Origin of the sequence: Actinoplanes sp. NPDC024001 (assembly GCF_040638955.1) — a bacterium.
GTDB lineage: Bacteria > Actinomycetota > Actinomycetes > Mycobacteriales > Micromonosporaceae > Actinoplanes.
In genome coordinates this window covers 12,132-34,676 of the sequence record NZ_JBEZZB010000017.1, presented here as the reverse complement: position 1 = coordinate 34,676, position 22,545 = coordinate 12,132, and the positions used below count along the sequence as shown (strand labels likewise).

The window sequence follows — 22,545 nt, the reverse complement described above, 5'->3', positions numbered from 1 at the left end:
ACCCGGGGTGAACCATGCGAGGTATGACTTCGCCTGCCGATACCTCCTGGCGTTTCGCCCGCGCCACCGCGCCCGCCGTCCGGATCCTGGCCGGCCGGCGCGGGATCCCGGTGTGGGCGGTCGTGCACCATCGCGGCCGGGTCAGCGGCCGCGACCTGCGGGTGCCGATCGCGGTCGTCGCCACCCCGGACCACTTCGTGATCAACCTGCCGTGGGGCCCGCGCACGAACTGGGTGCGCAACGTGATCGCCGCGGGTGGCTGCACGATCCGCTGGAAGGGGGGCCGACCACCGGGCCGGTGATCCGGAGATCATCGACGCGGAGGCGGCCCGGCCGTACTACTCGCGGTTCCAGTGGCGGATGGCGCGGACGCTCTTCCCGGCGGACGCCTGGCTGCGGCTCAGCCGGCTCAACCGGCTCAGCCGGTGAACACGTCGGCGATGTCGGTGGCGATCGCGTCGAGCTGTGCGCGGGTCAGCACCGGCAACTTGGCGGAGGTCGGGCTGCCGTCGCCGCCGAAGTAGTTCACCGCCTGCAGCCGCAGCGCATGATCACCGTCGCGCAGCGCGACGTCGGCGCCGTAGAAGACCCAGCCTCTGCCCGGCTTGTCGATCCAGTGGACCAGTTTCAGGCCGGACGCGGTACGGGTGGTGGCACAGGTCTTCACGGTGCCGTCGCACTCGTACAGCGGTGAGCAGGACTGGCCCGCCACACAGCCGGCCGGGCGCAGGGACAGGTAGAAGCCGCCCTTGCGGCCGTCTCCGGTGATCCCGGACCGGCCCTCGAACGACACCGGGTCCTTGCCGATCCAGAGGTTCGGCCGGCCGTCCGGCAGGCGTTTCTCCCCCGGCACGTCCGGCATGTAGATCCAGGCGGTCCCCGGCGCGTGCTTCTCGGTCGCGCTCTCCAGGGCCTCGCGCACCACCTCGAGCGTACGGCGGCGCCCGGCCTCGGTGCCGGTCTCCACCACCGTCCCGGTGCCGGACGGCGCGACCGACGGTGTGGTCGACGGCTGCGCCGGCGGCGGCTCGGCGACCGGCAGGGGCGCCGGTCCCCCGCCGGTCAGGCTCACGCCGGCCAGCACCGCACCGGCGACGGCGGTGGCGACCGCACCGCTTGCCGCCAGCCGGCGCAGCCGCTGCCCGCGGCGCGCCCGGACGATGACGGCGTCGACATCGACCGTGGACGGTGGCGCCGCGCCGATCAGGCGGTCCAGCATCTCCTGGGTCATCGTGGGCTCCCCGACTCGTACGACAGCGCGCGCAGCATCTCCAGCGCCCGCGCCGACTGGCTCTTCACCGTTCCCGTGGAGATGCCGAGCAGCTCCGCGGTCTCCTCGACCGACCGGTCGAAGTAGAAGCGCAGCACCACGACGGCCCGCTGCCGGCGACCGAGCGGGGCCAGCAGCTGAGCCAGCCGGTCCCGGTCGCCGGCCCGGTCCGGTGGGGTCCAGCCGGCGTCCGGCAGCACGTCGGCCGGATGCTCCCGGCGCCACGGGCGGCGCCGTTCGTCGATCCACGCGGTGGTGAGCACGCGCTGGGCGTACGCATCGGGGTTGTCCGCGGTGGCGACCCGGCGCCAATGGCGGTAGAGCTTGGCCACCGCGGTGCCGACCAGGTCGTCGGCCGTGTGCCAGTCGTGGCACAGCAGGTAGGCCGCCCGCCGCCACCGTTCCATCCGGACGCCGACGAACGATCGGAATTCGTCCTCCTCGGACCTGTTCACCCTCGCCCACCCTTCGCTTCTCCTGGCACGACGGAGAGCCCGCTTCGCAGGGTTGCACGCGAGCGCGTGAACTTCCGGCGCGCGGCGGGGATCAGGCGAAGGCGTGGCGGTGGCGGCGGGACCAGTCGGCGAAGGTGCGCGCGGGCCGGCGCAGTACCTGCTCGATGTGTGGGCTGACCTGCTGTTCCGCAGCGGTGGGCGCGCCCAGGATGGACAGCGTGCCGTCGACCACCGGTTCGGGCATGAACTGCAGCATCTGCGCGCGGGCCTGGTCCGGAGTCTGCTCGACGAAGGTGACCGGCTGGCCGCAGGATCGTCCCAGCCATCCCGGAGTCCCGCACGGCTCAGGAGGCCACTGTGTCCGGCGATCCCGAGTTGGCCTGCCCGGTCGCCCCTGTCGTGGACCTCGTCTTCAGCCGGTGGACACCTCGTCCGCGGTGACAGGCTCAGCCGGTGGAATGCCGGCGCGCTGCGTGCGGCGCTGCCCGGCATGCTGCGCCGGTGGGCGCTGATCTCGCTGGTCGCGACGGGTGGCGTCGCGGTCTTCGACGCGGAGCATCTGTTCGATCTGCCGCGCCGCGAGCCGTGGCTGTGGGCCGCGGTTCTGATCCTCTACCCGCTGCTGTCGGTGTATCCGCAGGAGCTGCTGTTCCGCGGCTTCCTCATGCGCCGGTACGCGCCGCTCTTCGGGGCGCACACGGCCGCGGCGAGCGCGGTGGCCTTCGGGTTCGCCCATCTGATCTTCGGGAACGCGCTGGCGGTGGTGCTGACGGTGGGCGGCGGGTGGATTTTCGCTCGCCGGTTTCAGCAGACGCGTTCGTTGCTTACGGTGTCGGTGGAGCATGCGCTCTACGGCATCACGATCTTCACGGTCGGTCTGGGGCGGTTGTTCCACCACGGCGCCGCGAGTTTCCAGCGCCGCGCAGGCGTCAACAGCGCTTCATCCACCTGTATCCCTGTGTCCGCCGAATGTAGAGAGACTTCCCGCCGATGGAGGGAGACATCTATGTGGGGACTGGTGCCGCTTCTGGTGGCCGGCACGCTGGCGATCCCGGCCACGGCAACCGCCGGGGCCGCTGAACGGAAAGCCGAATTCGACCTGCAGGCGCACCGCGGTGGCCTGGGCCTGCGCGTCGAGAGCACCCTTGCCTCGTTCGGCAACGCGCTGCAGCTCGGCGTGAGCACACTCGAGCTGGACGTGCAGATCACCGAGGACCGGCAGGCCGTGGTCACCCACGACCGCCGGGTCAGCGCGGCCAAGTGCACCGACACCGCGCCGGCCGTGCCCGGCGACCCGGAGTTTCCGTATGTCGGGAAGTACGTCAACACGCTCACCCTGGCGCAGGTCCGCACCCTGGACTGCGGCTCCAAGACGCTCGCCGACCGCCCCGGCCAGCTCGCCGTGCCGGGCGCCCGGATGCCGCTGCTCAGCGAGGTGTTCGCACTGGTCAAGCGCTATCGGGCGAACGGCGTCAAGCTGAACGTGGAGACCAAGGTGGAGGCCGGCGCGCCGACCGAGACCGCGCCGCGCGAGCAGTTCGTGCAGATCACCGCCGCGGAGATCCGCAAGGCCGGGCTGCTGCGGCAGGTCACCGTTCAGAGCTTCGACTGGGGCGCGCTGATGCGGATGCGCCAGGTCGAGCCGCGCCTGCCGCTGGTGGCGCTCACCAACTACGACTTCCTGCAGACCGGCCAGCCGGGCGCGTCGCCGTGGCTGGGCGGGATCGACATCGACGACTTCGGCGGCGACCCGATCCGGGCGATCCGCAGCTTCGGCGCCGGCACCTTCTCACCGGTGCACGGCTTCCCGCAGAACGGCACGGTGACCGACCCGGCCTACCGGCCGTATGTGACGGCCGAGATGGTGCGGCGCGCCCACCGGTACGGCATCAAGGTAGTGCCGTGGACGATCAACGACACCGCCACCATGGCCAAGCTGATCGACGACGGCGTGGACGGGATCATCACCGACTACCCGGACCGGCTGCGTACCCTGCTGGCCGAGCGCGGCTACCGGCTGCCGAAGGCGTACGCCTCGCCGTTCGACGTGCAGGCGCACCGCGGCGGCCGGGCCACCCTGCCGGAGAACACCCTGCCCGCGTTCCAGCAGGCCCTGAAGGACCCGGCGATCTCGACGCTGGAGCTGGACACCGGCGTCACCGCCGACGGCCACCTGGTGGTGCTGCACGACCGCACCGTCAGCGGATCACACTGCGCCGACACGAAGCCGGTGCGCCCGGGCGACCCGGAGTTCCCGTACGTCGGCAAGCTCGTCCACGACCTGACCCTCGCCCAGATCAAGACCCTCGACTGCGGGTCGAAGACGCTGCCCGAGTTCCCGCAGCAGGTGGCGGTCCCCGGCGCCCGCATCCCGACGCTGGCCGAGGTGCTCACGCTGGTCCGCGGCAGCGACCGCGACGACGTCCGCCTGAACATCGAGACCAAGATCAGCCCACTGGTCGAGGACACTGCGCCCTACCGGGAGTTCACCCGCAAGCTGGTGCGCGAGATCCAGCGTTTCCGGTTCACCGACCGGGTCACCGTGCAGTCGTTCGACTGGCGGATTATCCGCTACGCGCGCACGCTGGACCGGCGGATCGAGACGGTGGCGCTGATCTGGCAGTACGGTCCGGCCGAGTGCGCCACCCTGGCCGACGAGTGCTCGCTGCAGGCGGTCCACGGCAACCCGAAGGTGAAGAGCCCGTGGACCGGCGGGCTGGACTGGTGGCGTTACCGCGACGTGGGCGTCCTGGTCCGCGCGGCCGGCGCCTCGACCGTGTCGGCGAACTGGCAGGTGCACGACCCGGAACAGCCGGTGGTGGCGTCCTCCGACTGGTACCTGCGGCAGAACCCGGCCTACTTCCACGGGCCCGAGGTTCCGGTGCTGCAGAGCCGGCACCGGCTGAAGGTGGTGCCGTACACGGTGAACGACGCCGCGGTGATGCAGCGCGTGATCGACCTCGGGGTCGACGGCATCATCAGCGACGACCCCGGCCTGCTCATCCGCGTCGCGATCCGCAACGGCCTGCGGTAGAGCACGGTTACCGCATCGGCTGCGCCCCGGCGACGTGGCGCAGCCGGTGCGTGGGCACGCCGGCCGTGCTGAGCTGGGCGGCGATCTCCGCCCGGGGGTGGTCGAGGAAGACCGCGACCTGGTGGTCGTCGCCCAGATGGCAGGCCGCGACCAGCGTGCCGAGGTTGATCGGGTCGAGTTCGCCGACGGCGCCGAGATCCAGGATCAGGCGCAGCGGCCGGGTGTGCCGGATGGCCTGCACGAGCGTGCGCCGCAACTCGACGGCGTCGGAGGCGTCGAGGCTGCCGTGCGGGCGGATGACGAGCGTGCCATCGGGCTGGTTGCCGATGTCGACCGTGGTAGCGGTCATCGCGTTGCCTTCCCGTTACCCGTGCTTATTGGTGCGTCCACGCTAGAGTCCGCTTCGGACGCCGTCGAGATCCGGTCGCGAGAATTCACCTGATCACAAGGAGATCACGGCCGCGACGGCCAGCGTGACGATGGCGAGCACCAGGCACGAGACCAGACCGACCGCGGTCAGCCGGTGATTGAGTTCGGGATCGGCGGCGGTCCGCTGTTGCAGGGCGAGCCAGGTCGTTGCGCCGAGAAGTGCCGACCCGGTTACCACCAGAATCATCATGGTGTGCTCCGTGGGCGAGGGTTTCGGGCGTATCCGTTTGTTGTCGCCGCCACGGCTGCCGGCGTGCTGCGCGCAGGTCAATGCCGCCTGAACAGCACACCAACTCCAGGGTCAGGTGCAGCCGATTGTGTACCGGGTCCGGCCCCGGGGAACCAGACCGGTAGTCTCCCGGCCGTTCCGTCGTCGCTGACCGAGAGGGGAAGCCACCGTGGCGCATTCACGAGAGTGGAGTTACCAGGGCGCGCACGGAGCGCTCACCGCGCGGACCTGGAGCGGGCCGGAGGCCGCGACCCACGTGGTGGTCATCGCGCACGGCTACGGCGAGCACATCGGCCGCTACGAGCACGTCGCTGACGCGCTGGTCGGCAACGGCGCCGTGGTCTACGCGGTCGACCCGCTGGTGTGGCACGGCCCGTTCAAGCGGCCCACGCTGGAGGCGCTGGAGCGCGGGCTGGCCGACATCGCCGCCGGCCCGGGTCTCGGTGACCTGCCGCTGATGTGGATCCACGGCGAACAGGACCAGCTGGTGCCGATCGGCGGCAGCCGGGCCGGCATCGAGCACCTGCGCGGCCGGTTCTTCGTCGAGCGCACCTATCCCGAGGCCCGCCACGAGCTGTTCAACGAGCTCAACGCGGACGAGGTTCTCGCCGAGGTCACCGCCTTCATCCGGGCACAGCTCCCCTGATTGGTTCGAACCTGTTACCGATCGGCCCGCCGGCTGCTCCCCGACGTTCACGATCACCACTTTCGATGCAGATGACACCGATCGTCTGATCGAAAGGCACGACATGCATCGAACTCTGGCCGTCACCCTGCTCGCCGGCGTCGCCGTCGCGGGCCTGGCCACGCCCGCGACGGCCGCCGCTCCGGTCAAGAAACTGCTGGTCGTCGGCATGGACGGACTCAACTGGGACATCGCCGTCGCGGCCGACGCGCCGAACCTGGACGACCTGGCCGCACAGGGCACGCTCGGGCGCAGCCTGGTGCAGTGCCCCTCGGTGGCGGACTCGTCGAGCGGTCCCGGCTGGTCGAACATCGCGACCGGCGTCTGGCCGGACCGGCACGGCGTCAAGAACAACACCTTCGCCGGCAAGCAGTACGCCACCCACCCGGACTTCCTGACCCGCCTGGAGTCGGCGAACCCGGCGCTGGGGACGTACTCGGCGGTGGACTGGGCGGTGCTGCACAGCCAGGGCACCTTCTCGGCGGCGATCGACACCCGGGTGACCTTCGACGGCGACGCCAACGGGTACGCCGGTGAGGACGCCAAGATCACCGCCGACGCGGTGAGCCGGCTGAGCAGCGGCGGGCCCGACGCGTCCTTCGTCTATCTGGGCAACACCGACGTGGTGGCGCACTCGGTCGGCACCGGCACCGCGTACCGCACCGCGATCGCCAAGCAGGACCAGCAGCTGGGCCAGATCCTCGGCGCGGTGCGCAACCGGGCGACGTACGCGAACGAGGACTGGCTGATCATGGTCACCACCGACCACGGGCACCGGACGCCGCTGGGCGGGCACGGTGGCTGCGGCATCGACGAGCGGGGCACGTTCGTGCTCGCCGCCGGTGCGGGCATCACCGCCGGCGCCCGCCCGATCGACACCCGGCAGGTCGACGTGGCAGCGACCGCGCTGCAGCACTTCGGCGTCGCGCCCGCTCTCGACGGCGTGAGCGTGAAGACGCGCTCGGCCGACCCGTTCGACCGGCTCGCGCTGCGGACCCGGGTGGACGAGACCGGCATCCCGTCGACGCTGGCCGGCTGGACCCCGGCCGCACCGTCCGGCTGGTCGGTGGACCGCAGCCGGATGCCGGCCGGCGGTATGACCGAGTGGCGCGGCTGGTCGTTCGCCACCGACGAGTTCTGGAGCCGGGCCCAGTCCGGCCAGGAGCGGGAGAACGCGCTGCGCACCCGGGGCGTGTTCGCGGTGGCCGACAGCGACGAGTACGCCGACAAGTCCGGCGGCACCAGCTTCGACTCGACGCTGGTCTCCCCCGCTTACCCGGTGACCGCCGGTTCGGTGGCGCGGGTGCGGTACGTGACCCACTACCGGCAGGAGGGCTCACAGAAGGCGGACGTGCTGGTCTCCTTCAACGGCGGCGCCGACCAGCTGGTGAAGCGTTACTCCGCGGACGCACGGGCCACGGTGGAGTCGCTGCCGGTGACCGTCCCGGCCGGCGCGACCACGATGACCGTGAAGTTCCGCTACTACGACGCCAACAACAACTGGTACTGGGTCATCGACGACCTGCGCGTGTCGTAGCCGTTCAGCGTGCAGATAGGGTCGGCCGGTGACGGTCGACGCGGTCCGCGGCGGGGTGCCCGAGCACGGCAGGGTCCCGAAGTATTACGTGGTCAAGAGCCAGCTGCTGAACCTGCTCGCCGAACTCGGCGAGGGCGCGCTGCTGCCGGCTGAGCGCGACCTTGCCGCGGCGTACGGCGTGGCGCGCTCCACCCTGCGGCAGGCGATCTCCGAGCTGGTGATGGAGGGCAGGCTGCGAGCCCACCGCGGGCGCGGCACGTTCGTCGCCGCGCCCAAGGTGGTGCAGCCGCTGAGCCTGCGCAGTTACACCGAGGCGCTGCGCGAGATGGGCCGCAATCCCGGCCGGCGGGTGGTGACCGTGGAGGAACGCCCGGCCGGTGAGCAGCTCGCCGCCGACCTGCGGATCGGCCCGGACGACGCGGTGCTGCACCTGGAGCGGGTGCTGCTCGCCGACGACGAACCGCTCGGGCTGGAGAGCACCTATCTGCCGGTGTCCCGGTTCGGCGACCTGATGGACGGCTTCGACGCCACCGGTTCGCTGTACCAGCACGTCAGCGCCCGTTACGGGATCCGTTACGCGGAGGCGACCGAGCACATCGAGACGGTGCTGGCGAGCCCGCGCGAGGCGCAGCTGCTGGACACCAACCCGGCCCAGCCGATGCTGCTGATGCAGCGCGTTTCCGCTGATCAGCACGGTGATCCGATCGAGCGGGTGCGGTCGCTCTACCGCGGCGACCGGATCGGTTTCGTCACCCGCCTGACCGGCTGACCGCCGCCTTGGTAAAAGGTTCGAACCTTTGAGGTTCGTTCACCGCTGAGTCACATCGCCTGCACCGGCGGGTCAGCGGCGACTCCCAAGCTCGACACCGAGCAAGGGAGAACAACATGCGAATGATCATCGTGGGCGGCGGGGTGCTCGGCACCATGCACGCCTGGCAGGCCGTCCGGCGCGGCCACGAGGTGGTGCACCTCGAACGCGAGGCGGAGGCGCGCGGCGCCTCGGTCCGCAACTTCGGCCTGGTCTGGGTGTCCGGCCGGGCCGCCGGGCCGGAGCTGTCCACCGCCCTGCGCGCCCGCGAACTCTGGGAGCGGATCGGCGCCGAGGTGCCGGGCGTCGGCTTCCGCGGCAACGGTTCGCTCACCGTCTGCCGTACCCCGCAGGAGGTTGCCGTGGCGCAGGCCGCGGCCGCCGCACCGGACGCCGCGGCTCGCGGCTTCACACTGCTCGGCCGCGACGAGGCCCGGGCGCTCAACCCCGCGCTGCGCGGCGAGTTCGAGGCCGCCCTCTGGTGCGAGCGCGACGGCGCGGTCGAATCCCGCGTCGCGCTGCCGGCCCTGCGGGCCGCGCTTGCCGCGACCGGCGCCTATCAGTGGCTGCCGGGCCGCGAGGTGCGCGCTCTCACCGATTCCGGCGTACGCGACGACCACGGCACCGTCCACACCGGCGACCAGGTGGTGCTGACCACCGGGGCAGCCCTGTCCGGCCTGGTCCGCGAACTGGTCCCGGACCTGCCGGTGCGCCGGGTGTGGCTGCAGATGGCGCAGACCGCCCCGCTCGGCGAGCCGTTGACCACCTCGGTCGCCGACGCCGACAGCTTCCGCTACTACCCGGCCTTCCGCGGCCCCGAACTGAACGCGCTCACCGTCGCCCAGCCGCAGCCGCCGGTCGCCGCCGAGCACGCCATGCAGCTGCTGATGGTGCAGCGGCTGGACGGCGGGCTGACCATCGGCGACACCCACGCGTACGCCGAGCCGTTCCCGTTCGACCAGGTCGAGGAACCCTACGAGCACCTGATCGAGGTCGCCTCGGCGCTGCTCGGGCGGCCGCTGCCGGCGATCCGGCGGCGCTGGCACGGCGTCTACGCCCAGTGCCTCGACCCGGCCGCCGTCGCGCACCGCCAGCAGGTCACCGGCAACGCCGTGCTGGTCACCGGCCCGGGTGGCCGCGGCATGACCTGTTCCCCCGCCATCGCCGAGCAGACCGCCGAGGAGCTGTCGTGGTGAAGATCGAAATCGTCGTGTTCGACATGGCCGGCACCACCGTCGCCGACGACGGCCTGGTGGAGCGGGCCTTCATCGCCGCGGTCGACGCCGCCGGCGAGAAGGTCGGCGACCGGGACGCCGCCCTGCGCTACGTCAACGACACCATGGGCCAGTCCAAGATCACCGTCTTCCGGCACCTCACCGGCGGCGACGAGGCCGCCGCGCGGCGGCTCAACACGGCCTTCGAGCAGGCGTACGCCCGCAGCGTCGCGGACGGTGACTGCGCCCCGATCGACGGCGCCGCGGAACTGCTCGGCACCCTGCGCGCGGCGGGGGTCCGGACCGCACTGACCACCGGGTTCTCCCGGGACACCGCCGACCGGATCCTGACCGCCCTGGGCTGGACCGATCTGGCCGACCTCACCCTGGTGCCGGCCGAGGCGGGGCGCGGGCGACCTTACCCCGATCTGGCTCTGACCGCACTGTTGCGCCTCGGCGGAACCGACGTGCGGGCCCTGGCCACCGTCGGCGACACCAGCACCGACGTCCTCGCCGGCCGGCGGGCCGGCGCCTCCGTCGCGGCCGGCGTGCTCACCGGAGCGCACGACGCCGCCACGCTGCGCGCCGCCGGCGCGACCCACGTCCTCGATTCCGTCCGTGACCTCGAACCTCTCATCCTGGAGCGATCCTGATGCGCCCTGTCCGCATGTTCCTGACCGCCGCGCTCGCGGCGGCCTCCCTGACCCTCGCCGCCTGCGGCTCCGGCACCGCCACCGCCGACAGCGGCGACGCCGCCAAGACCGTCACCGTCTACACCGCCGACGGGCTCGGTGACTGGTACGGCAAGCAGTTCGCCGAGTTCCAGAAGCAGACCGGCATCGCCGTGCAGATGATCGAGGCCGGCTCCGGTGAGGTGGTCTCCCGGCTGCAGAAGGAGCGGACGAACGTCCAGGCCGACCTGGTCGTCACCCTGCCGCCCTACATCCAGCAGGCCGACGCGGACGGGCTGCTGCAGCCCTACACCCCGGCCGGCGCGGACAAGGTCACCGGTGGCAGCGCCAACTACGTGCCCGTGGTCAACAACTACCTGTGCTTCATCTACAACCCGGCACACCTGCCGGCCGCGCCGAAGACCTTCGACGACCTGCTCGACGCGAAGCTGGCCAAGAAGTTGCAGTACTCCACGCCGGGGCAGGCCGGTGACGGCACCGCGGTGCTGCTGCACCTGCAGCACATCCTCGGCAAGGAGAAGGCCCTGGAGTACCTCAAGAAGCTGGAGGCCAACAACGTCGGGCCGTCCTCGTCGACCGGCAAGCTCCAGCCGAAGGTCAGCAAGGGCGAGATCTGGGTGGCCAACGGCGACGTGCAGATGAACCTCGCGTCGATCAACAACGACAGGTCCAACTTCAAGATCTTCTTCCCGGCTGGTCCGGACGGCAAGCCGTCCACGTTCGCCCTGCCGTACGTGATGGGCGTCGCCGCCGGCGCGCCGCACGCCGACGCCGCCAAGAAGCTCGCCGACTTCCTGCTCTCCCCCGCGGCCCAGCAGCAGGTCTCGGCCCAGGCGTACGGCATCCCGGCCCGCTCCGACGTCAAGCCCACCGACGCCCAGTACCGGCAGGTGGAGCAGGCGCTGACCGGGGTGGAGATCTGGCAGCCGGACTGGACCACGATCCTGGCCGAGAACAAGGCCGACATCGCCGCCTACAACAAGGCCCTGGGCCTGTCGTGACCAGGATGCCGGCGGTCCGTTTCGACCGCGTCCAGGTCCGCTACGGCGACGTGATCGCCCTGGACGACTTCTCGCTCGAGGTGGCCGCCGGCGAGACGGTGGCCCTGCTCGGCCCCTCCGGGTCGGGCAAGTCCACCGCGCTCAAGGCGCTGGCCGGATTCGTCCGGCCGGCCGCCGGGCGGGTGTTCCTCGACGGCCGCGACGTCACCGGCCTGCCGCCGTACCGGCGCGGGCTGGGCGTCGTGGTCCAGCAGTACGCCCTGTTCCCGCACATGAGCGTCGCCGACAACATCGCGTTCGGCCTGCGCGCCCGGCGGATGCGCCGGGACGCCGCGAAGGCCCGGGTCGAGGAGATGCTACGGCTGGTCGGCCTGCCCGGCTACGGGCACCGCTACCCCCGGGAACTCTCCGGCGGCCAGCAGCAGCGGGTCGCGATCGCCCGGGCGCTGGCGATCCGGCCCGCGGTGCTGCTGCTCGACGAGCCGCTGTCCGCGCTGGACGCCCAGCTGCGCGCCGACCTGCTCGACGAGCTGCGCCGGCTGCGCGACGAACTGCCCGACGTGGCGATGCTCTACGTCACCCACGACCAGACCGAGGCGCTCACCCTGGCGAATCGGATCGCGGTGATGCGCGACGCCCGGATGGTGGATCTGGACACCGCGGAGGGCCTCTACCGGCAGCCGCCCAGCCGGTTCACCGCGGCGTTCCTCGGCGGGGCGAACCTGCTCCCGGCCACCGTGGTCGAGTCGTCCGGGCTGGTCCGGGTGGGTGCGGTCACCGTGACCGCCAGCTCGCTGGAGCCGCTGACCAGCGGGGACAGTGTGCAGATCGCGGTGCGCCCGCACACGATCGCGGTCAGCGGGGACGGGGACGGGATCGAGGCCGTCCTCACCGGGCTGCAGTGGCGGGGCTCCACCTACCGGCTCACCTGCCTGGTGGACGGGGTCACCGTGCACGCCGACATGTCCTCGGTGGACGGCCTGCCGGCGGTCGGCTCACCGGTGCGGGTCCGGCTGCCCGAACGCGGCGCGGCGGCGGTGACCCGGTGACCGCGGCGGCGCTTGTCGTACCCCGCGCCCGCAGCGCCCGCCGGCTCTCGCCGGTGCTGTGGACCCTGCCGCCGCTGCTGCTGCTCACCGGGTTCCTGCTCTATCCGCTCGCGCTGGTGGCCGGCGAGTCGTTCACCGGCGACGCGTGGTGGTCGATCCTGACCGCCGGCGAGTTCCACCGGGCCATCGGCAACACCGTGCTGATCGCGGCCGCCGCCACCGCCGGGTGTGTCGTGCTGGGCACCGTGTTCGCCGTGATCCTGGCCCTGGTGCCGTTCCCGGGCGCGGGCGCCGTGTCCCGCGCGGTCGACACCTTCCTCGCCTTCCCGTCGTTCCTGATCGCGCTGAGCTTCACGTTCCTGTACGGCTCGGCCGGCCTGCTCGGGCTCAGCGACTTCCTCTACTCGCGGTGGTGCGTCATCCTCGCCGAGATCACCTTCTACACGCCGTTCGTGATGCGCCCGGCGCTGGCCGCGCTCAGTCACCTGCCCGCCGAACGGCTCAACGTCGCGGCCTCGCTCGGCGCCCGGCCGTGGCAGGTGCTGCGGCGGGTGGTGCTGCCCGAGATCGCGCCGGCGGTCGCCGCCGGTGGGGCGCTGACCCTGCTGCTGACGCTCAACGAGTTCGGCATCGTGCTGTTCATCGGCGCCAAGGACGTGATCACCCTGCCGATGCTGGTGCACAGCAAGGGCGTGGTCACCTTCGACTACCCGGCCGCCTGCGTGGTGGCGGTGGTCGAGGTTGCCCTCTCGGTCTCGCTGTACCTGCTCTACCGATGGATCTTCACCCGTACCGGAGGCCGCGATGCTCGTCTGGACGCGTAGCGGCCGGTGGTCGCTGTGGGCGGTCTTCGCCCTGCTCTTCGTGCCGGTGATCGTCGCACCGGTGACGGTGCTGGTCACCGCCGCGTTCGCCGGCGAGTGGAACGCGGTGCTGCCCGCCACCCTCACCACCGAGCACCTGCGGGCCGCGTTCACCGGCCTGAACCGGGCGAGCCTGCTCGTCAGCCTGCAGACCGCGGCGGTCGCCGGCCTGCTCGCGGTGCTCGCCGGCACCTGGGCGGCGCTGGCCCTAAGCACCGCGCCGCGCCCGCTGCGGCGGGTCGCCGACGCCCTGCTGCACCTGCCGGTCGCGATCCCGTCCGTGGTGGTCGGCCTCGGGCTGCTGGTCGCCTTCAGCCGCCCGCCGCTGCTGCTCAACGGCACCCGGTGGATCGTGCTGGTGGCACACGTGATGCTGGTGCTGGCGTTCTCCTACAGCACGGTGGCCTCCGCCCTGTCCCGCGTCGACGACTCGTACGCCCAGGTCGCCGCCTCGCTCGGCGCACACCCGACGCGGGTGCTGTGGCGGGTCCGGCTGCCCATGCTGGTCCCGGCGATGTCCGCGGCCGCCGCGCTGGCCATGGCCCTGTCGATGGGTGAGGTGGGCGCGACCGTCATGGTCTACCCGCCCGAGTGGCGGACCCTTCCGGTCACCGTCTTCACCCTCACCGACCGGGGCCGCACCTTCGACGCCGCGGCCGCCACGCTGGTGCTGCTGGCCGCCACCCTGGTGCTGATGCTGCTGCTGGGCCGGCTCTCCCGGCGCCGGATCGCGGCGTGAGCACGCGCCGAACGGGCATAGCACGGTCATGCGTGGTTTTGTGCTGGTCGGCGGGTGGCCGGGCTCGGGAAAGACGACGCTGGCCCGGGCCCTGGCATCCGAGCTGGACGTCGCCTACCTGGCGAAGGACGAGGTGAAGGAGGCGCTGATGGACGCCCTCGGCGCCCCGGGCACCGTGGAGCAGTCGCGGGTCCTGGGCGCCGCGGCCGTGCACGCGGTGCTGCGGGCGGCCCGGGGCTGTCCCGGCGCGGTCATCGACAGCACCTGGTTCCCGTACACGATTCCGCTGGTGCGCGCCCTCCCCGGCCCCGTCGCCGAGGTCCGGTGTCAGGTGCCGGTCGAGGTGGCCCGGCAGCGTTACCGCAGCCGGGTCCGCGACGAACGGCACCTGGACCGGGCGCGGACCGAGGACGAGTTGTGGGGCCGGGAGGTCGAGCCGCTGGGCGTGGGAACTCTGATCCGGGTGAACACGGAGGGGGCGGTCGACATCACGCGCGTCGCCGGCGAAATCCGCACGGCGCTCTCCTCCCACTTAAACGTATATCGCACCTCGGGGCTTGCGGCAAGACCGGGGTGAGGGCGCAAACTCGCTGGCCAAGACCTGTCTAAGGAGAACGGTGACAGTTCACTCCCAGCCAGCGATCCGTATGTCTCATGCCGAGGTGATCCAGGCGCTCTCCGGGCTCATGCTCGGTGTGTTCGTCACGATCCTGGCATCGACGATCGTCTCCAACGCACTTCCCCGGATCATCGCCGACCTCGGCGGCTCCCAGTCCGTCTACACCTGGGTCATCACCACCGAGTTGCTGGCGATGACCGCGACCGTCCCGCTGTGGGGCAAGATGGCCGACCTCTACAGCAAGAAACTGCTCATCCAACTAGCGCTGGTCATGTTCGCCGCCGGCTCGCTGATCGCCGGCCTCGCCCCGGACGTCATGGTGCTGCTGGCCAGCCGCATCGTGCAGGGCATCGGCGCCGGCGGCATGGGCGCCCTCGCGATGATCGTGATGGCCGCGATGATCCCGCCGCGCGAGCTGGGCCGCTACTCCGGCGTGTTCGGCGCGGTCTTCGGCGTGGCCACCATCGCCGGCCCGCTGATCGGCGGTGTCCTCGTCGACACCTCGTGGCTGGGCTGGCGCTGGTGCTTCCTGATCGGTGTGCCGTTCACCCTGGCCGCGATCGTCCTGCTGCAGAAGACGCTGCACCTGCCGGTGACCCGCCGGCCGGTGACCATCGACTGGCCCGGCGCGCTGCTGATCATGTCCGGGGTCAGCACGCTGCTGGTCTGGTCCAGCCTGGCCGGTCACCGGTTCGCCTGGGGCTCGTGGCAGACCGCGGTGTTCGTCGGCGGTGGTGTCCTGCTGCTCGCCGTCGCGCTCCGGGTCGAGTCGCGGGCCGCCGACCCGATCATCCCGCTGCGCATCTTCCGCAACCGCACACTGACGCTGGCCGTGGTGGCGAGCACCCTGGTCGGGGTGGCGATGTTCGGCGGCACGGTGTTCCTGTCGCAGTACTTCCAGATCTCGCTCGGCAAGTCCCCGACGGTGGCCGGGCTGATGAGCCTGCCGATGGTCTTCGGGGTGCTGGTCTCCTCCACCATCAGCGGGCAGCTGATCACGAGGTTCGGGCGCTGGAAGGCGTACCTCGTGGTGGGCTCGATCGTGATGACCGGCAGCATGCTGCTGCTCAGCACCATCGACGCGGACACCGGCATGCTCCGGCTGGCGGCCTGCATGGCGCTGCTGGGCATCGGTGTCGGCATGCTGATGCAGAACCTGGTGCTCGCCGCCCAGAACGACGTGCCCGCCGCCGACCTGGGCGCGGCCACCTCGACGCTCACCTTCTTCCGCAGCATGGGCGGGGCGATCGGGGTGAGCGCCCTGGGCGCGGTCCTGGCGAACCGGGTGACCTCGTTGTTCACCGAGCGGTTCGGCGAGGGCGCGGCCGTCGGCGGCGAGGTGCCGGACCTAGGCACCCTGCCGCCGGAGGTCCTGACCGTGGTCAAGGACGTCTACGGCATCGCCACCGCCGACCTTTTCCTGATCGCGGCGCCGATCGCGCTGCTGGCGGTGGTCGCGGTGCTGTTCATCCGGGAGAAGCCGCTGTCCACCCTCACCGGCGAGGAGCGGCGAGTCCGGGAGAGCGCAACGACGAACGCGTGACGCGTAGCTAGTCGGTTCGGAGGGAGCCCAGGTGACGAGACCTGGGCTCCCTTCCCAGGGTGCTCGAGCGGCGATCCAGTTCGCTGGATCATTTCTGGCTGACGCGCAGCGTCGCCTTTCGCGCCCGGAGCGCACCCTGGGCGACAGCCGAACCCGCCGGCTGACGCGCAGGGCCGCCTTTCGCGCCCTCAACGCGCCCTGGACGACAGCCGAGCCCACCGGCTGACGCGCAGGGTCGCCCGCAGCACGTCCGAAGAGCGGTCAGTCGGCGGGTGGGTCGGCCAGCGGCCAGCCGCCGGCGGCCAAGTGCGCGGCCACCCGCACGGTGTCCTCGGGTGAGGCCTGCTGCAGGACCGTGCTGCTGATCATGCTCTCGATGTCCTGGGTGGTGATCGGATCGACCGATTGGGCGGCCAGCTCCTGGGCGATCTTGCGGACCTCGTCCTCGGTCAGTTTGCGGCGCAGCAGGCCGAGCAGGGCCACGTAGTCCCGGCGGGGCACCCCGTCCGGATAGCCGGCGCGCAGCCACTCGACGGCGCGGGCCACGAAACCGGCGCGCTGCTCGCTCATGGCTTGTCCACCAGCGCGGGGAGGACGCCGTCGAAGCTCAGCGTCTTGCCGAAGCCGGTGGCCACGATGTAGGTCAGGCCGAGCAGGACCCCGAGCAGGACCACACCGAAACAGAGGTATGCGGTGGCCGTACCCACGGGGTGTTTTTGTTGGTGGCCGCCGCCGGCCGACTGCCGGACGCCGAGCGCGAAGAGCGCGGGCAGGCCGGCGCCGAGGATCAGGCTGGCGACCAGGACTTTTCCGGCGCCTTCCAGGGCCAGTTGCAGGGTGCTCATCCGCCCACCTCCACCCGGGCTCGCGGTCGCGGCGTGTGCTGCCACTCGTCGTTGACGTTGTGCTGGTTGACCGGCGCGCGGCGCGACCGCAGGTACATCAGGCCGGTCAGCAGCAGGAGGATCGCGAAGATGACCACCGCACCGGCTGTCCCGCCGACCGTGTCGCCGATCCACCACATCAGCGCGCCGGTGAGGCCGGCCGCGGGGATGGTGATCAGCCAGGCCGCCACCATGCGGCCGGCGACCGCCCAGCGCACCAGCGCGCCCGGCCGGCCGACGCCGCTGCCGAGGATCGAGCCGGTCGCGACCTGCGTGGTCGACAGCGCGAAGCCGAGCTGGCTGGAGGAGAGGATCACCGCGGCCGAGGCCGATTCCGCGGCCAGGCCCTGCGGCGGCGCGATCTCCACCAAACCCTTGCCGAGGGTACGGATGATGCGCCAGCCCCCGAGATAGGTGCCGAGGGAGATCGCCACCGCGCAGGTCGCCTTGACCCAGAACGGGATGCTGCCGGTGTCGGTCCACTCGCCGGAGGCGATCAGGGCGAGGGTGATGACGCCCATCGTCTTCTGCGCGTCGTTCGTGCCGTGGGCCAGTGACACCAGCGACGCGCTGCCGATCTGACCCCAGCGGAAACCGGCGTCGGTGTAACGCTGGGCCAGCCCCACGGTGATCCGGTAGATCAGCCAGGTGCCGACGCCGGCGACCAGACCGGCGATCACCGGCGACATCACCGCCGGCAGCAGGACCTTGCCGACGACGCCGTCGAGTTTGGAGCCGTCACCGGTCCACTTGACCCCGGCCCAGCCGAGCCCGGCGACGGCCGCGCCGATCAGCCCGCCGAACAGGGCGTGCGACGAGCTGGACGGCAGGCCCAGCAGCCAGGTGAAGACGTTCCACACGATCGCGCCGACCAGGCCGGCCAGCACGATCAGCAGCAGGGCCGTCCCGCCGCCGTCGAGCAACTCCGGCTTCGGTGTGCCGTCGCTGTTCTGGATGCGGACCACCGCGTTCGTCACCGTCAGGGCGACCTGGACGGAGAGGAACGCGCCGATGAGGTTCAGCACCGCCGACAGCGCGACCGCCACCTTCGGCCGCAGCGCACGGGTGGCGATCGACGTCGCCATCGCGTTGGCCGTGTCGTGGAAGCCGTTCGTGAAGTCGAACCCGAGGGCGGTGATGACCACAAGAACGAGGATCACTGATGTCTCGGTCACGTCCGCAGCGGTGCCCGGTACGGTCCGGCCTATCCCGGTTCGGGCAATAGTTCACGCGGTGTACACCTTGACGTCACGCAGGGCGGCGGCGAGCTCGGTCACCCGCTCCCCCTCCGGCGGTTCGACGACCCACAGCACCCGTACGCCCGTGCCGGCCAGTCCGTACAGGGTTTTCAGCGTGCGCGGCTCCTCGACCGTGAGGACGCTGACCGGCGAGGCGGCGAGCGCGGCCAGGTCGTCGTCGGTGGGCGCACCGGTGATCGACAGCCAGCGCAGCCGCGGGAACCGGTCGAGGCCGTCCAGCCGCCGGTCCTCGGCCCGGTTCGTGATCTTCAGTGCGGAGAGCGGCAGCCCGTCCGGCAGGGCCGCGAGGCCGTCGTGCAGGTCCGGGTGCCGCACTGTCAGCATCCGCAGCGGCGCGGCGTGCAACGTGGACAGGTCGGCCGGGGTCTGGAAAAGCGACAGGTCCACGACCGTGGAGCCGGCCAGCCCGGACAGGTCACGCAGGGCACTGCACCGGATCAGCGACAGCGACCGCAGCGACCGGCGCTGCGCCAGCGGCGACAGGTCCCGCACCACGTCGTTCTGCATCAGCTTCAGCCGGCGCAGCGACGAGATCGCGGCGAGCGGGTTCAGCGGCATGACGTCACCGCGCACCGCCACCGCGGTCAGCCGGTTCAGATACATCAGGTCGCGGACCTCACGCCAGCCGTTGCGGTCCAGGTAGAGGTCGCCGAAGTCGACGTCGGCGAGGACCTCCCGGGCGTACTCCGAGGGGTCGTCGGACTCGCGCCAGGCACGTAGCAGTTCCTCGACGACGCGTTGCTGCGGCACGTCGGTGAACCGTTTGATCAGCTCCCAGGCGCCGGGGCCGCCGATCAGCGCGGCGGCCCGGATGACCGCGGCCGCCTGATCCTCGGACAGGCCGTCCGGGCCGGGCAGCAGCTCCAGCACGAACGATCCGGCCCGGGCCAGCAGCTCCGCCTCGTCCGGCCCGGCCGGTGGGATCAGCCGCTGGGCCGCCTCGTGCACCTGGTCGCGGACGTCGTTGGTGTTGGTCACCACGACGTGTTCCAGGCAGGCCGCGGCGATCAGGTGCAGCCGGTCGCGGATGCGCGGCTCCCGGTTGCCGCGGGCGATCAGCTCGGACAGGATCCGGTCGCGTTCCTTGCGGGAGGTGTGCGCGACCGCCATGACCACCACGTCGTACCACTCGCTGTGGTGGGCGTTGCTGAGCAGATAGTCGAAGTCGCCGACGTCGGCGATCTCCCGCCCGGCCAGATAGTCGCGGAACGTGCGGTGCAGGAACTGGACCTGGTCGTCGTCCGGCTCGCGCAGCACGCCGGTGCGCTCCAGGATCCAGCGCAGCACCTGCTCCGGGTCGGCGTCATGGGTGCGCAGGCCGCGCATGTGCCCGGCGATGCGGCGGACCGCCTCCTCGGTGCTGATCAGCAGGTTCTGGTTGCGCACGTACGAGTACGCCAGCCGCTGCAGCAGCACCAGCTGCTCGGCCTTCTCCAGCGACAGCTCCCGGCCGATGTGCGGGTGCTTCTGCTCGTCCCAGCCCTCCAGCAGCAGGTCGAGCGCCGCCTCGTAGATGCCCTTGCGGTCGTGCGGCAAGCGCATGTAGGGCTTCTGGGCGAGCGCGCAGATCAGCCCGCACAGCAGCGGGCTGCCCGCCAGCCGCCGCAGCTCGCTGTTGCGTTCCAGCAGCGTGGCCAGATGTTCGCGGGTCTGCTGCAGCCGCTCCCGCTCGTCCTCGTCGGTGCCGGTACGGCGCCCGGCCGCGTCATGCCAGAAGGCCAGGTACTCCCCGATGCCGCGGCGGCTCATCGGCAACAGGTCGTAGGTGACGAACCGGTGACCGGACAGCCAGGCGGTCTCCACCGCGAACGGGCGGGTGGTCACCACGTAACGCGCGTCGGGGTAGGCGTCGGCCAGCTCGCTCAGCCAGGTGCGCACCTCGGCCCGCCGGTCGGCGGGCACCTCGTCGACGCCGTCGACCAGCACCAACGCGCGCCCCGAGCGCAGCAGTGCGTTGCCCCACCCGGACGGCATCTCGTTGGCGAGCATGTCGTCGGCGGCGAGCACCATCCGGTCCGGCTCGGGCAGCTTGCGGTCCAGATAGCGGCGCAGCGGCAGGAAGATCGGGACGAACCGGCCCGACCCGTCGGGGCCGGCCTCGGTCACCGCGAGCCAGCGCAGCAGCGTGGTCTTGCCGGCGCCCGCTCCGCCCCGGATCAGCAGGCGGCGGTCCTCGGCGAGGGCGTCGGCGACCGCGATGCCGGAACCGCTGTAGTCCCGGTCGTGGCCGGCGGCCCGGGCCACCTTCATGCCCACATAGGCGTCGTCGAGCCGGTATTTCTCCACCCCGCGGCCCATCGCCACGCCGAACAGCTCGATCTCGTCGAGGCGGCGCAACAGCTGCGCCAGGTAGCGCACCTCAAAGGCGCGGGCGGCCTCCGCACGCTCCCAGAGCAGGCGGCCGGGCAGGTTGACGACCTGCTGTTGCACCTCGTCGACCTGGTTACGGATCCGCTCCTGCACGGCCAGCGCCCACTCGTCACGGCCCCGGACGTAATCGGCCAGCGCGGCACTGACCTCGGCGAGAATCCGCTGGTACGCCCCGCGGCCGGCGTCGCCGAGGCCGGCCCGGGCGAGCACCGGCGCGGCCTTGTGCTCGATCAGCCGCTGCAGGCGCTCCAGCCGCAGGGACCCGTCGAACATCTCCTTCTCGATCACCGGCACGGCGGCCTGCAACGAGTCCCGCACCGCCAGGACGGCGGCCTGCCACTCGTTCTCCGGCACCGAACGGAGCTCGCCCTCGCGCAGCGCGGTGAGGCTGCGGGTGGCCTGCGCGGTCACCGCCCGATGGTCGACGTCACCCTGCCGTGGATCCAGGCGCAGCCGCTGGAAGAGCGCGTCGATCGCCTTGCTCGCGAGGAACTCGACCGCCGCAGCGACGGCGCCCAGCAGGAAGTCCATGAACGCAGTTACCCCCGTCGACGTCCGGACTTCGATCCTACTGAGACACCGCATCGCCTATCCTGCCGCGGTGACCCGACCTCGACGCCTCCTGATCACAGCGGCGGTGCTGCTCTTCGCCGGCGGCGCCACGATCGTCGCCCTGCACCGCTTCGCGGAGCACCGGGTCCGGCTGGAGGTGACCACCCGCAGCGGGGCCGCCGGCCAGATCCGGTGGGACGCCGCCGGCGAGCGCGGCACCGAGGGCGGGAAACTCACCACGCCCTGGTCGGCCGAGGTCACGGTGGGCGGGCTCAGCGCCTGGGTGACCCTCGCCGCGCTCGCCGACAAGTCCGATGTGGTCACCTGCCGCATCACGGTCGACGGCACGGTGGCGGCGGAGGCGACGGCGGACCACGCCACCGGCTGCACCGCGCACGTCACCGGCTGGTGAACACTCGATCGGAACTGATTTTCCACTGCCGGTTCCTAGCGTCCTGACCCGAGAGATTTCCCGTCTTCGTCAGGAGCAGCACCATGGCATCGAACGCCATCAACCGCGTCGCCGGACTGGCCGCGGCTGCCGTACTCACCACCGCCACGGTGGTCGCCGCCGGCCCGGCCGTCGCGCACCAGCCGAAACCCACCGTCGTTCTGATCCACGGCGCGTTCGCCGACTCCAGCGGCTGGAACGGTGTCGTCCGCCGGCTGCAGGACGACGGCTATCCGGTGGTGGCGGCCGCCAACCCACTGCGCGGCGTCGCCGCCGACGCCGCGAACGTCAAAGCCCTGCTCGCCAGCATCGAGGGTCCGATCGTGCTGGTCGGTCATTCGTACGGTGGCATGGTGGCCAGCAGCGCGGCAGCCGGCGACCGCGATGTGAAGGCGCTGGTCTTCGTCGCCGCGTTCGCCCCGCTGGCCGGGGAGAGCGCGGTGGAACTGTCAGAGAAGTTCCCGGGCAGCACCCTCGGTGAGACGTTGCGGACCGTCCCGCTGCCGGACGGCAACGCCGACCTCTACGTCGACCCGAAGCTGTTCCGCAAGCAGTTCGCCGCGGACGTCCCGGCGTCGCAGACCGCGCTGATGGCGGTCGCCCAGCGCCCGGTCACCGCGGCCGCGCTCAACGAGGACGCGGCCGGCCCGCAGGCCTGGACGACGATCCCCAGCTACTTCCTGGTCGCCGGGGCCGACCTCAACATCCCGCCCGCCGTGCAGCACTACCAGGCGGACCGGGCCGGCGGCACCGTGCGTACCGTCAAGAACGCCTCGCACGCGGTGTTCGTGTCGCAGCCGTCGATCACCGCATCGTTCATCGAGAAGGCGGCGCGCGAGCGCGCCTGACCTTCGGCGCGGGT

25 protein-coding genes are annotated in these 22,545 nt (G+C 71.6%); 16 read left to right on the top strand and 9 right to left on the bottom strand.

Features of this window, described 5'->3' with window-relative positions; all coding sequences use genetic code 11:
* Nucleotides 1-23 precede the first annotated feature (23 nt).
* Both AB0F81_RS09340 and AB0F81_RS09335 read left to right on the top strand, forming a co-directional pair.
* Nucleotides 24-302, top strand: coding sequence for a hypothetical protein (locus AB0F81_RS09340; RefSeq protein ID WP_360193542.1), 279 nt, complete (start codon nucleotides 24-26; stop codon nucleotides 300-302).
* A complete protein-coding gene (locus tag AB0F81_RS09335) occupies nucleotides 256-429 on the top strand; it encodes a hypothetical protein (protein ID WP_360193539.1) in 174 nt (57 codons plus the stop codon). The genes AB0F81_RS09340 and AB0F81_RS09335 overlap by 47 nt, the downstream gene beginning before the upstream one ends.
* Here AB0F81_RS09335 and AB0F81_RS09330 read toward each other — a convergent pair.
* From AB0F81_RS09330 to AB0F81_RS09320, 3 genes are all read right to left on the bottom strand, one after another.
* Nucleotides 419-1,231 (bottom strand): hypothetical protein, encoded by an 813-nt coding sequence (locus tag AB0F81_RS09330; protein ID WP_360193536.1) that lies wholly within the window; start codon nucleotides 1,229-1,231, stop codon nucleotides 419-421. The two genes, AB0F81_RS09335 and AB0F81_RS09330, sit on opposite strands and share 11 nt — an antisense overlap.
* Entirely contained in the window at nucleotides 1,228-1,725 is a 498-nt protein-coding gene (locus tag AB0F81_RS09325) for a SigE family RNA polymerase sigma factor (protein ID WP_360193533.1), read from the bottom strand. Before AB0F81_RS09325 ends, AB0F81_RS09330 begins: the two co-directional genes overlap by 4 nt.
* 91 nt (nucleotides 1,726-1,816) lie before the next feature.
* Nucleotides 1,817-1,969 carry a hypothetical protein gene (locus tag AB0F81_RS09320; protein ID WP_360193530.1) on the bottom strand — a complete coding sequence of 51 codons (153 nt, stop codon included), beginning with the start codon at nucleotides 1,967-1,969 and terminating at the stop codon, nucleotides 1,817-1,819.
* A 246-nt stretch (nucleotides 1,970-2,215) separates the two neighbouring features.
* Here AB0F81_RS09320 and AB0F81_RS09315 point away from each other — a divergent pair, with 246 nt between their 5' ends.
* The gene (locus AB0F81_RS09315; protein WP_360193527.1) at nucleotides 2,216-4,759 is read left to right on the top strand and encodes a glycerophosphodiester phosphodiesterase family protein; all 2,544 of its coding nucleotides are present in this window, start codon (nucleotides 2,216-2,218) and stop codon (nucleotides 4,757-4,759) included.
* A 7-nt stretch (nucleotides 4,760-4,766) separates the two neighbouring features.
* On the opposite strand, the gene AB0F81_RS09310 is transcribed toward AB0F81_RS09315, so the two are convergent.
* Both AB0F81_RS09310 and AB0F81_RS09305 read right to left on the bottom strand, forming a co-directional pair.
* On the bottom strand, nucleotides 4,767-5,108 hold the full coding sequence (locus AB0F81_RS09310) for an STAS domain-containing protein (protein WP_360193524.1): 342 nt from the start codon (nucleotides 5,106-5,108) through the stop codon (nucleotides 4,767-4,769).
* 93 nt (nucleotides 5,109-5,201) lie between these two features.
* Nucleotides 5,202-5,378 (bottom strand): hypothetical protein, encoded by a 177-nt coding sequence (locus AB0F81_RS09305; protein WP_360193521.1) that lies wholly within the window; start codon nucleotides 5,376-5,378, stop codon nucleotides 5,202-5,204.
* 208 nt (nucleotides 5,379-5,586) lie between these two features.
* Between AB0F81_RS09305 and AB0F81_RS09300 the strand changes: the two genes are divergently transcribed.
* From AB0F81_RS09300 to AB0F81_RS09250, 11 genes are all read left to right on the top strand, one after another.
* Complete coding sequence (locus AB0F81_RS09300; RefSeq protein ID WP_360193518.1) at nucleotides 5,587-6,063, top strand: alpha/beta hydrolase; 477 nt, start codon at nucleotides 5,587-5,589, stop codon at nucleotides 6,061-6,063.
* Between the two features lie 103 nt (nucleotides 6,064-6,166).
* The gene (locus AB0F81_RS09295; protein WP_360193515.1) at nucleotides 6,167-7,639 is read left to right on the top strand and encodes an alkaline phosphatase family protein; all 1,473 of its coding nucleotides are present in this window, start codon (nucleotides 6,167-6,169) and stop codon (nucleotides 7,637-7,639) included.
* 28 nt (nucleotides 7,640-7,667) lie between these two features.
* Complete coding sequence (locus AB0F81_RS09290) at nucleotides 7,668-8,408, top strand: GntR family transcriptional regulator (RefSeq protein WP_360193512.1); 741 nt, start codon at nucleotides 7,668-7,670, stop codon at nucleotides 8,406-8,408.
* A gap of 116 nt (nucleotides 8,409-8,524) precedes the next feature.
* Nucleotides 8,525-9,643, top strand: a complete 1,119-nt coding sequence (locus AB0F81_RS09285) for a TIGR03364 family FAD-dependent oxidoreductase (protein WP_360193509.1) — start codon at nucleotides 8,525-8,527, stop codon at nucleotides 9,641-9,643.
* Nucleotides 9,637-10,314 carry a phosphonatase-like hydrolase gene (locus AB0F81_RS09280; protein WP_360193506.1) on the top strand — a complete coding sequence of 226 codons (678 nt, stop codon included), beginning with the start codon at nucleotides 9,637-9,639 and terminating at the stop codon, nucleotides 10,312-10,314. The genes AB0F81_RS09285 and AB0F81_RS09280 overlap by 7 nt, the downstream gene beginning before the upstream one ends.
* On the top strand, nucleotides 10,308-11,354 hold the full coding sequence (locus AB0F81_RS09275; protein ID WP_360193697.1) for a 2-aminoethylphosphonate ABC transporter substrate-binding protein: 1,047 nt from the start codon (nucleotides 10,308-10,310) through the stop codon (nucleotides 11,352-11,354). Before AB0F81_RS09280 ends, AB0F81_RS09275 begins: the two co-directional genes overlap by 7 nt.
* Entirely contained in the window at nucleotides 11,351-12,403 is a 1,053-nt protein-coding gene (locus tag AB0F81_RS09270) for an ABC transporter ATP-binding protein (RefSeq protein ID WP_360193503.1), read from the top strand. Before AB0F81_RS09275 ends, AB0F81_RS09270 begins: the two co-directional genes overlap by 4 nt.
* Nucleotides 12,400-13,227, top strand: a complete 828-nt coding sequence (locus AB0F81_RS09265; RefSeq protein ID WP_360193500.1) for a 2-aminoethylphosphonate ABC transporter permease subunit — start codon at nucleotides 12,400-12,402, stop codon at nucleotides 13,225-13,227. Before AB0F81_RS09270 ends, AB0F81_RS09265 begins: the two co-directional genes overlap by 4 nt.
* A complete protein-coding gene (locus AB0F81_RS09260; protein WP_360193497.1) occupies nucleotides 13,208-14,005 on the top strand; it encodes an ABC transporter permease subunit in 798 nt (265 codons plus the stop codon). Before AB0F81_RS09265 ends, AB0F81_RS09260 begins: the two co-directional genes overlap by 20 nt.
* Nucleotides 14,006-14,033: 28 nt before the next feature.
* Nucleotides 14,034-14,582: an AAA family ATPase gene (locus AB0F81_RS09255; protein WP_360193494.1), complete on the top strand. Its 549-nt coding sequence runs from the start codon at nucleotides 14,034-14,036 to the stop codon at nucleotides 14,580-14,582.
* Between the two features lie 70 nt (nucleotides 14,583-14,652).
* Complete coding sequence (locus tag AB0F81_RS09250; protein ID WP_360193491.1) at nucleotides 14,653-16,167, top strand: MDR family MFS transporter; 1,515 nt, start codon at nucleotides 14,653-14,655, stop codon at nucleotides 16,165-16,167.
* Nucleotides 16,168-16,428: 261 nt separating this feature from the next.
* Here the strand turns inward: AB0F81_RS09250 and AB0F81_RS09245 are convergent, their stop codons facing one another.
* The 4 genes from AB0F81_RS09245 to AB0F81_RS09230 are packed head-to-tail and all read right to left on the bottom strand — an operon-like array spanning nucleotide 16,429 to nucleotide 21,211.
* Nucleotides 16,429-16,737, bottom strand: coding sequence for a DUF3349 domain-containing protein (locus tag AB0F81_RS09245; RefSeq protein WP_360193488.1), 309 nt, complete (start codon nucleotides 16,735-16,737; stop codon nucleotides 16,429-16,431).
* A complete protein-coding gene (locus AB0F81_RS09240) occupies nucleotides 16,734-17,012 on the bottom strand; it encodes a hypothetical protein (protein WP_360193485.1) in 279 nt (92 codons plus the stop codon). Before AB0F81_RS09240 ends, AB0F81_RS09245 begins: the two co-directional genes overlap by 4 nt.
* On the bottom strand, nucleotides 17,009-18,226 hold the full coding sequence (locus AB0F81_RS09235; protein WP_360193482.1) for an inorganic phosphate transporter: 1,218 nt from the start codon (nucleotides 18,224-18,226) through the stop codon (nucleotides 17,009-17,011). Before AB0F81_RS09235 ends, AB0F81_RS09240 begins: the two co-directional genes overlap by 4 nt.
* A gap of 51 nt (nucleotides 18,227-18,277) precedes the next feature.
* The gene (locus AB0F81_RS09230; RefSeq protein ID WP_360193479.1) at nucleotides 18,278-21,211 is read right to left on the bottom strand and encodes an NACHT domain-containing protein; all 2,934 of its coding nucleotides are present in this window, start codon (nucleotides 21,209-21,211) and stop codon (nucleotides 18,278-18,280) included.
* Between the two features lie 70 nt (nucleotides 21,212-21,281).
* Here AB0F81_RS09230 and AB0F81_RS09225 point away from each other — a divergent pair, with 70 nt between their 5' ends.
* Nucleotides 21,282-21,644, top strand: coding sequence for an MmpS family transport accessory protein (locus AB0F81_RS09225; protein ID WP_360193476.1), 363 nt, complete (start codon nucleotides 21,282-21,284; stop codon nucleotides 21,642-21,644).
* 83 nt (nucleotides 21,645-21,727) lie between these two features.
* A complete protein-coding gene (locus AB0F81_RS09220; RefSeq protein ID WP_360193473.1) occupies nucleotides 21,728-22,531 on the top strand; it encodes an alpha/beta hydrolase in 804 nt (267 codons plus the stop codon).
* Nucleotides 22,532-22,545 lie beyond the last annotated feature (14 nt).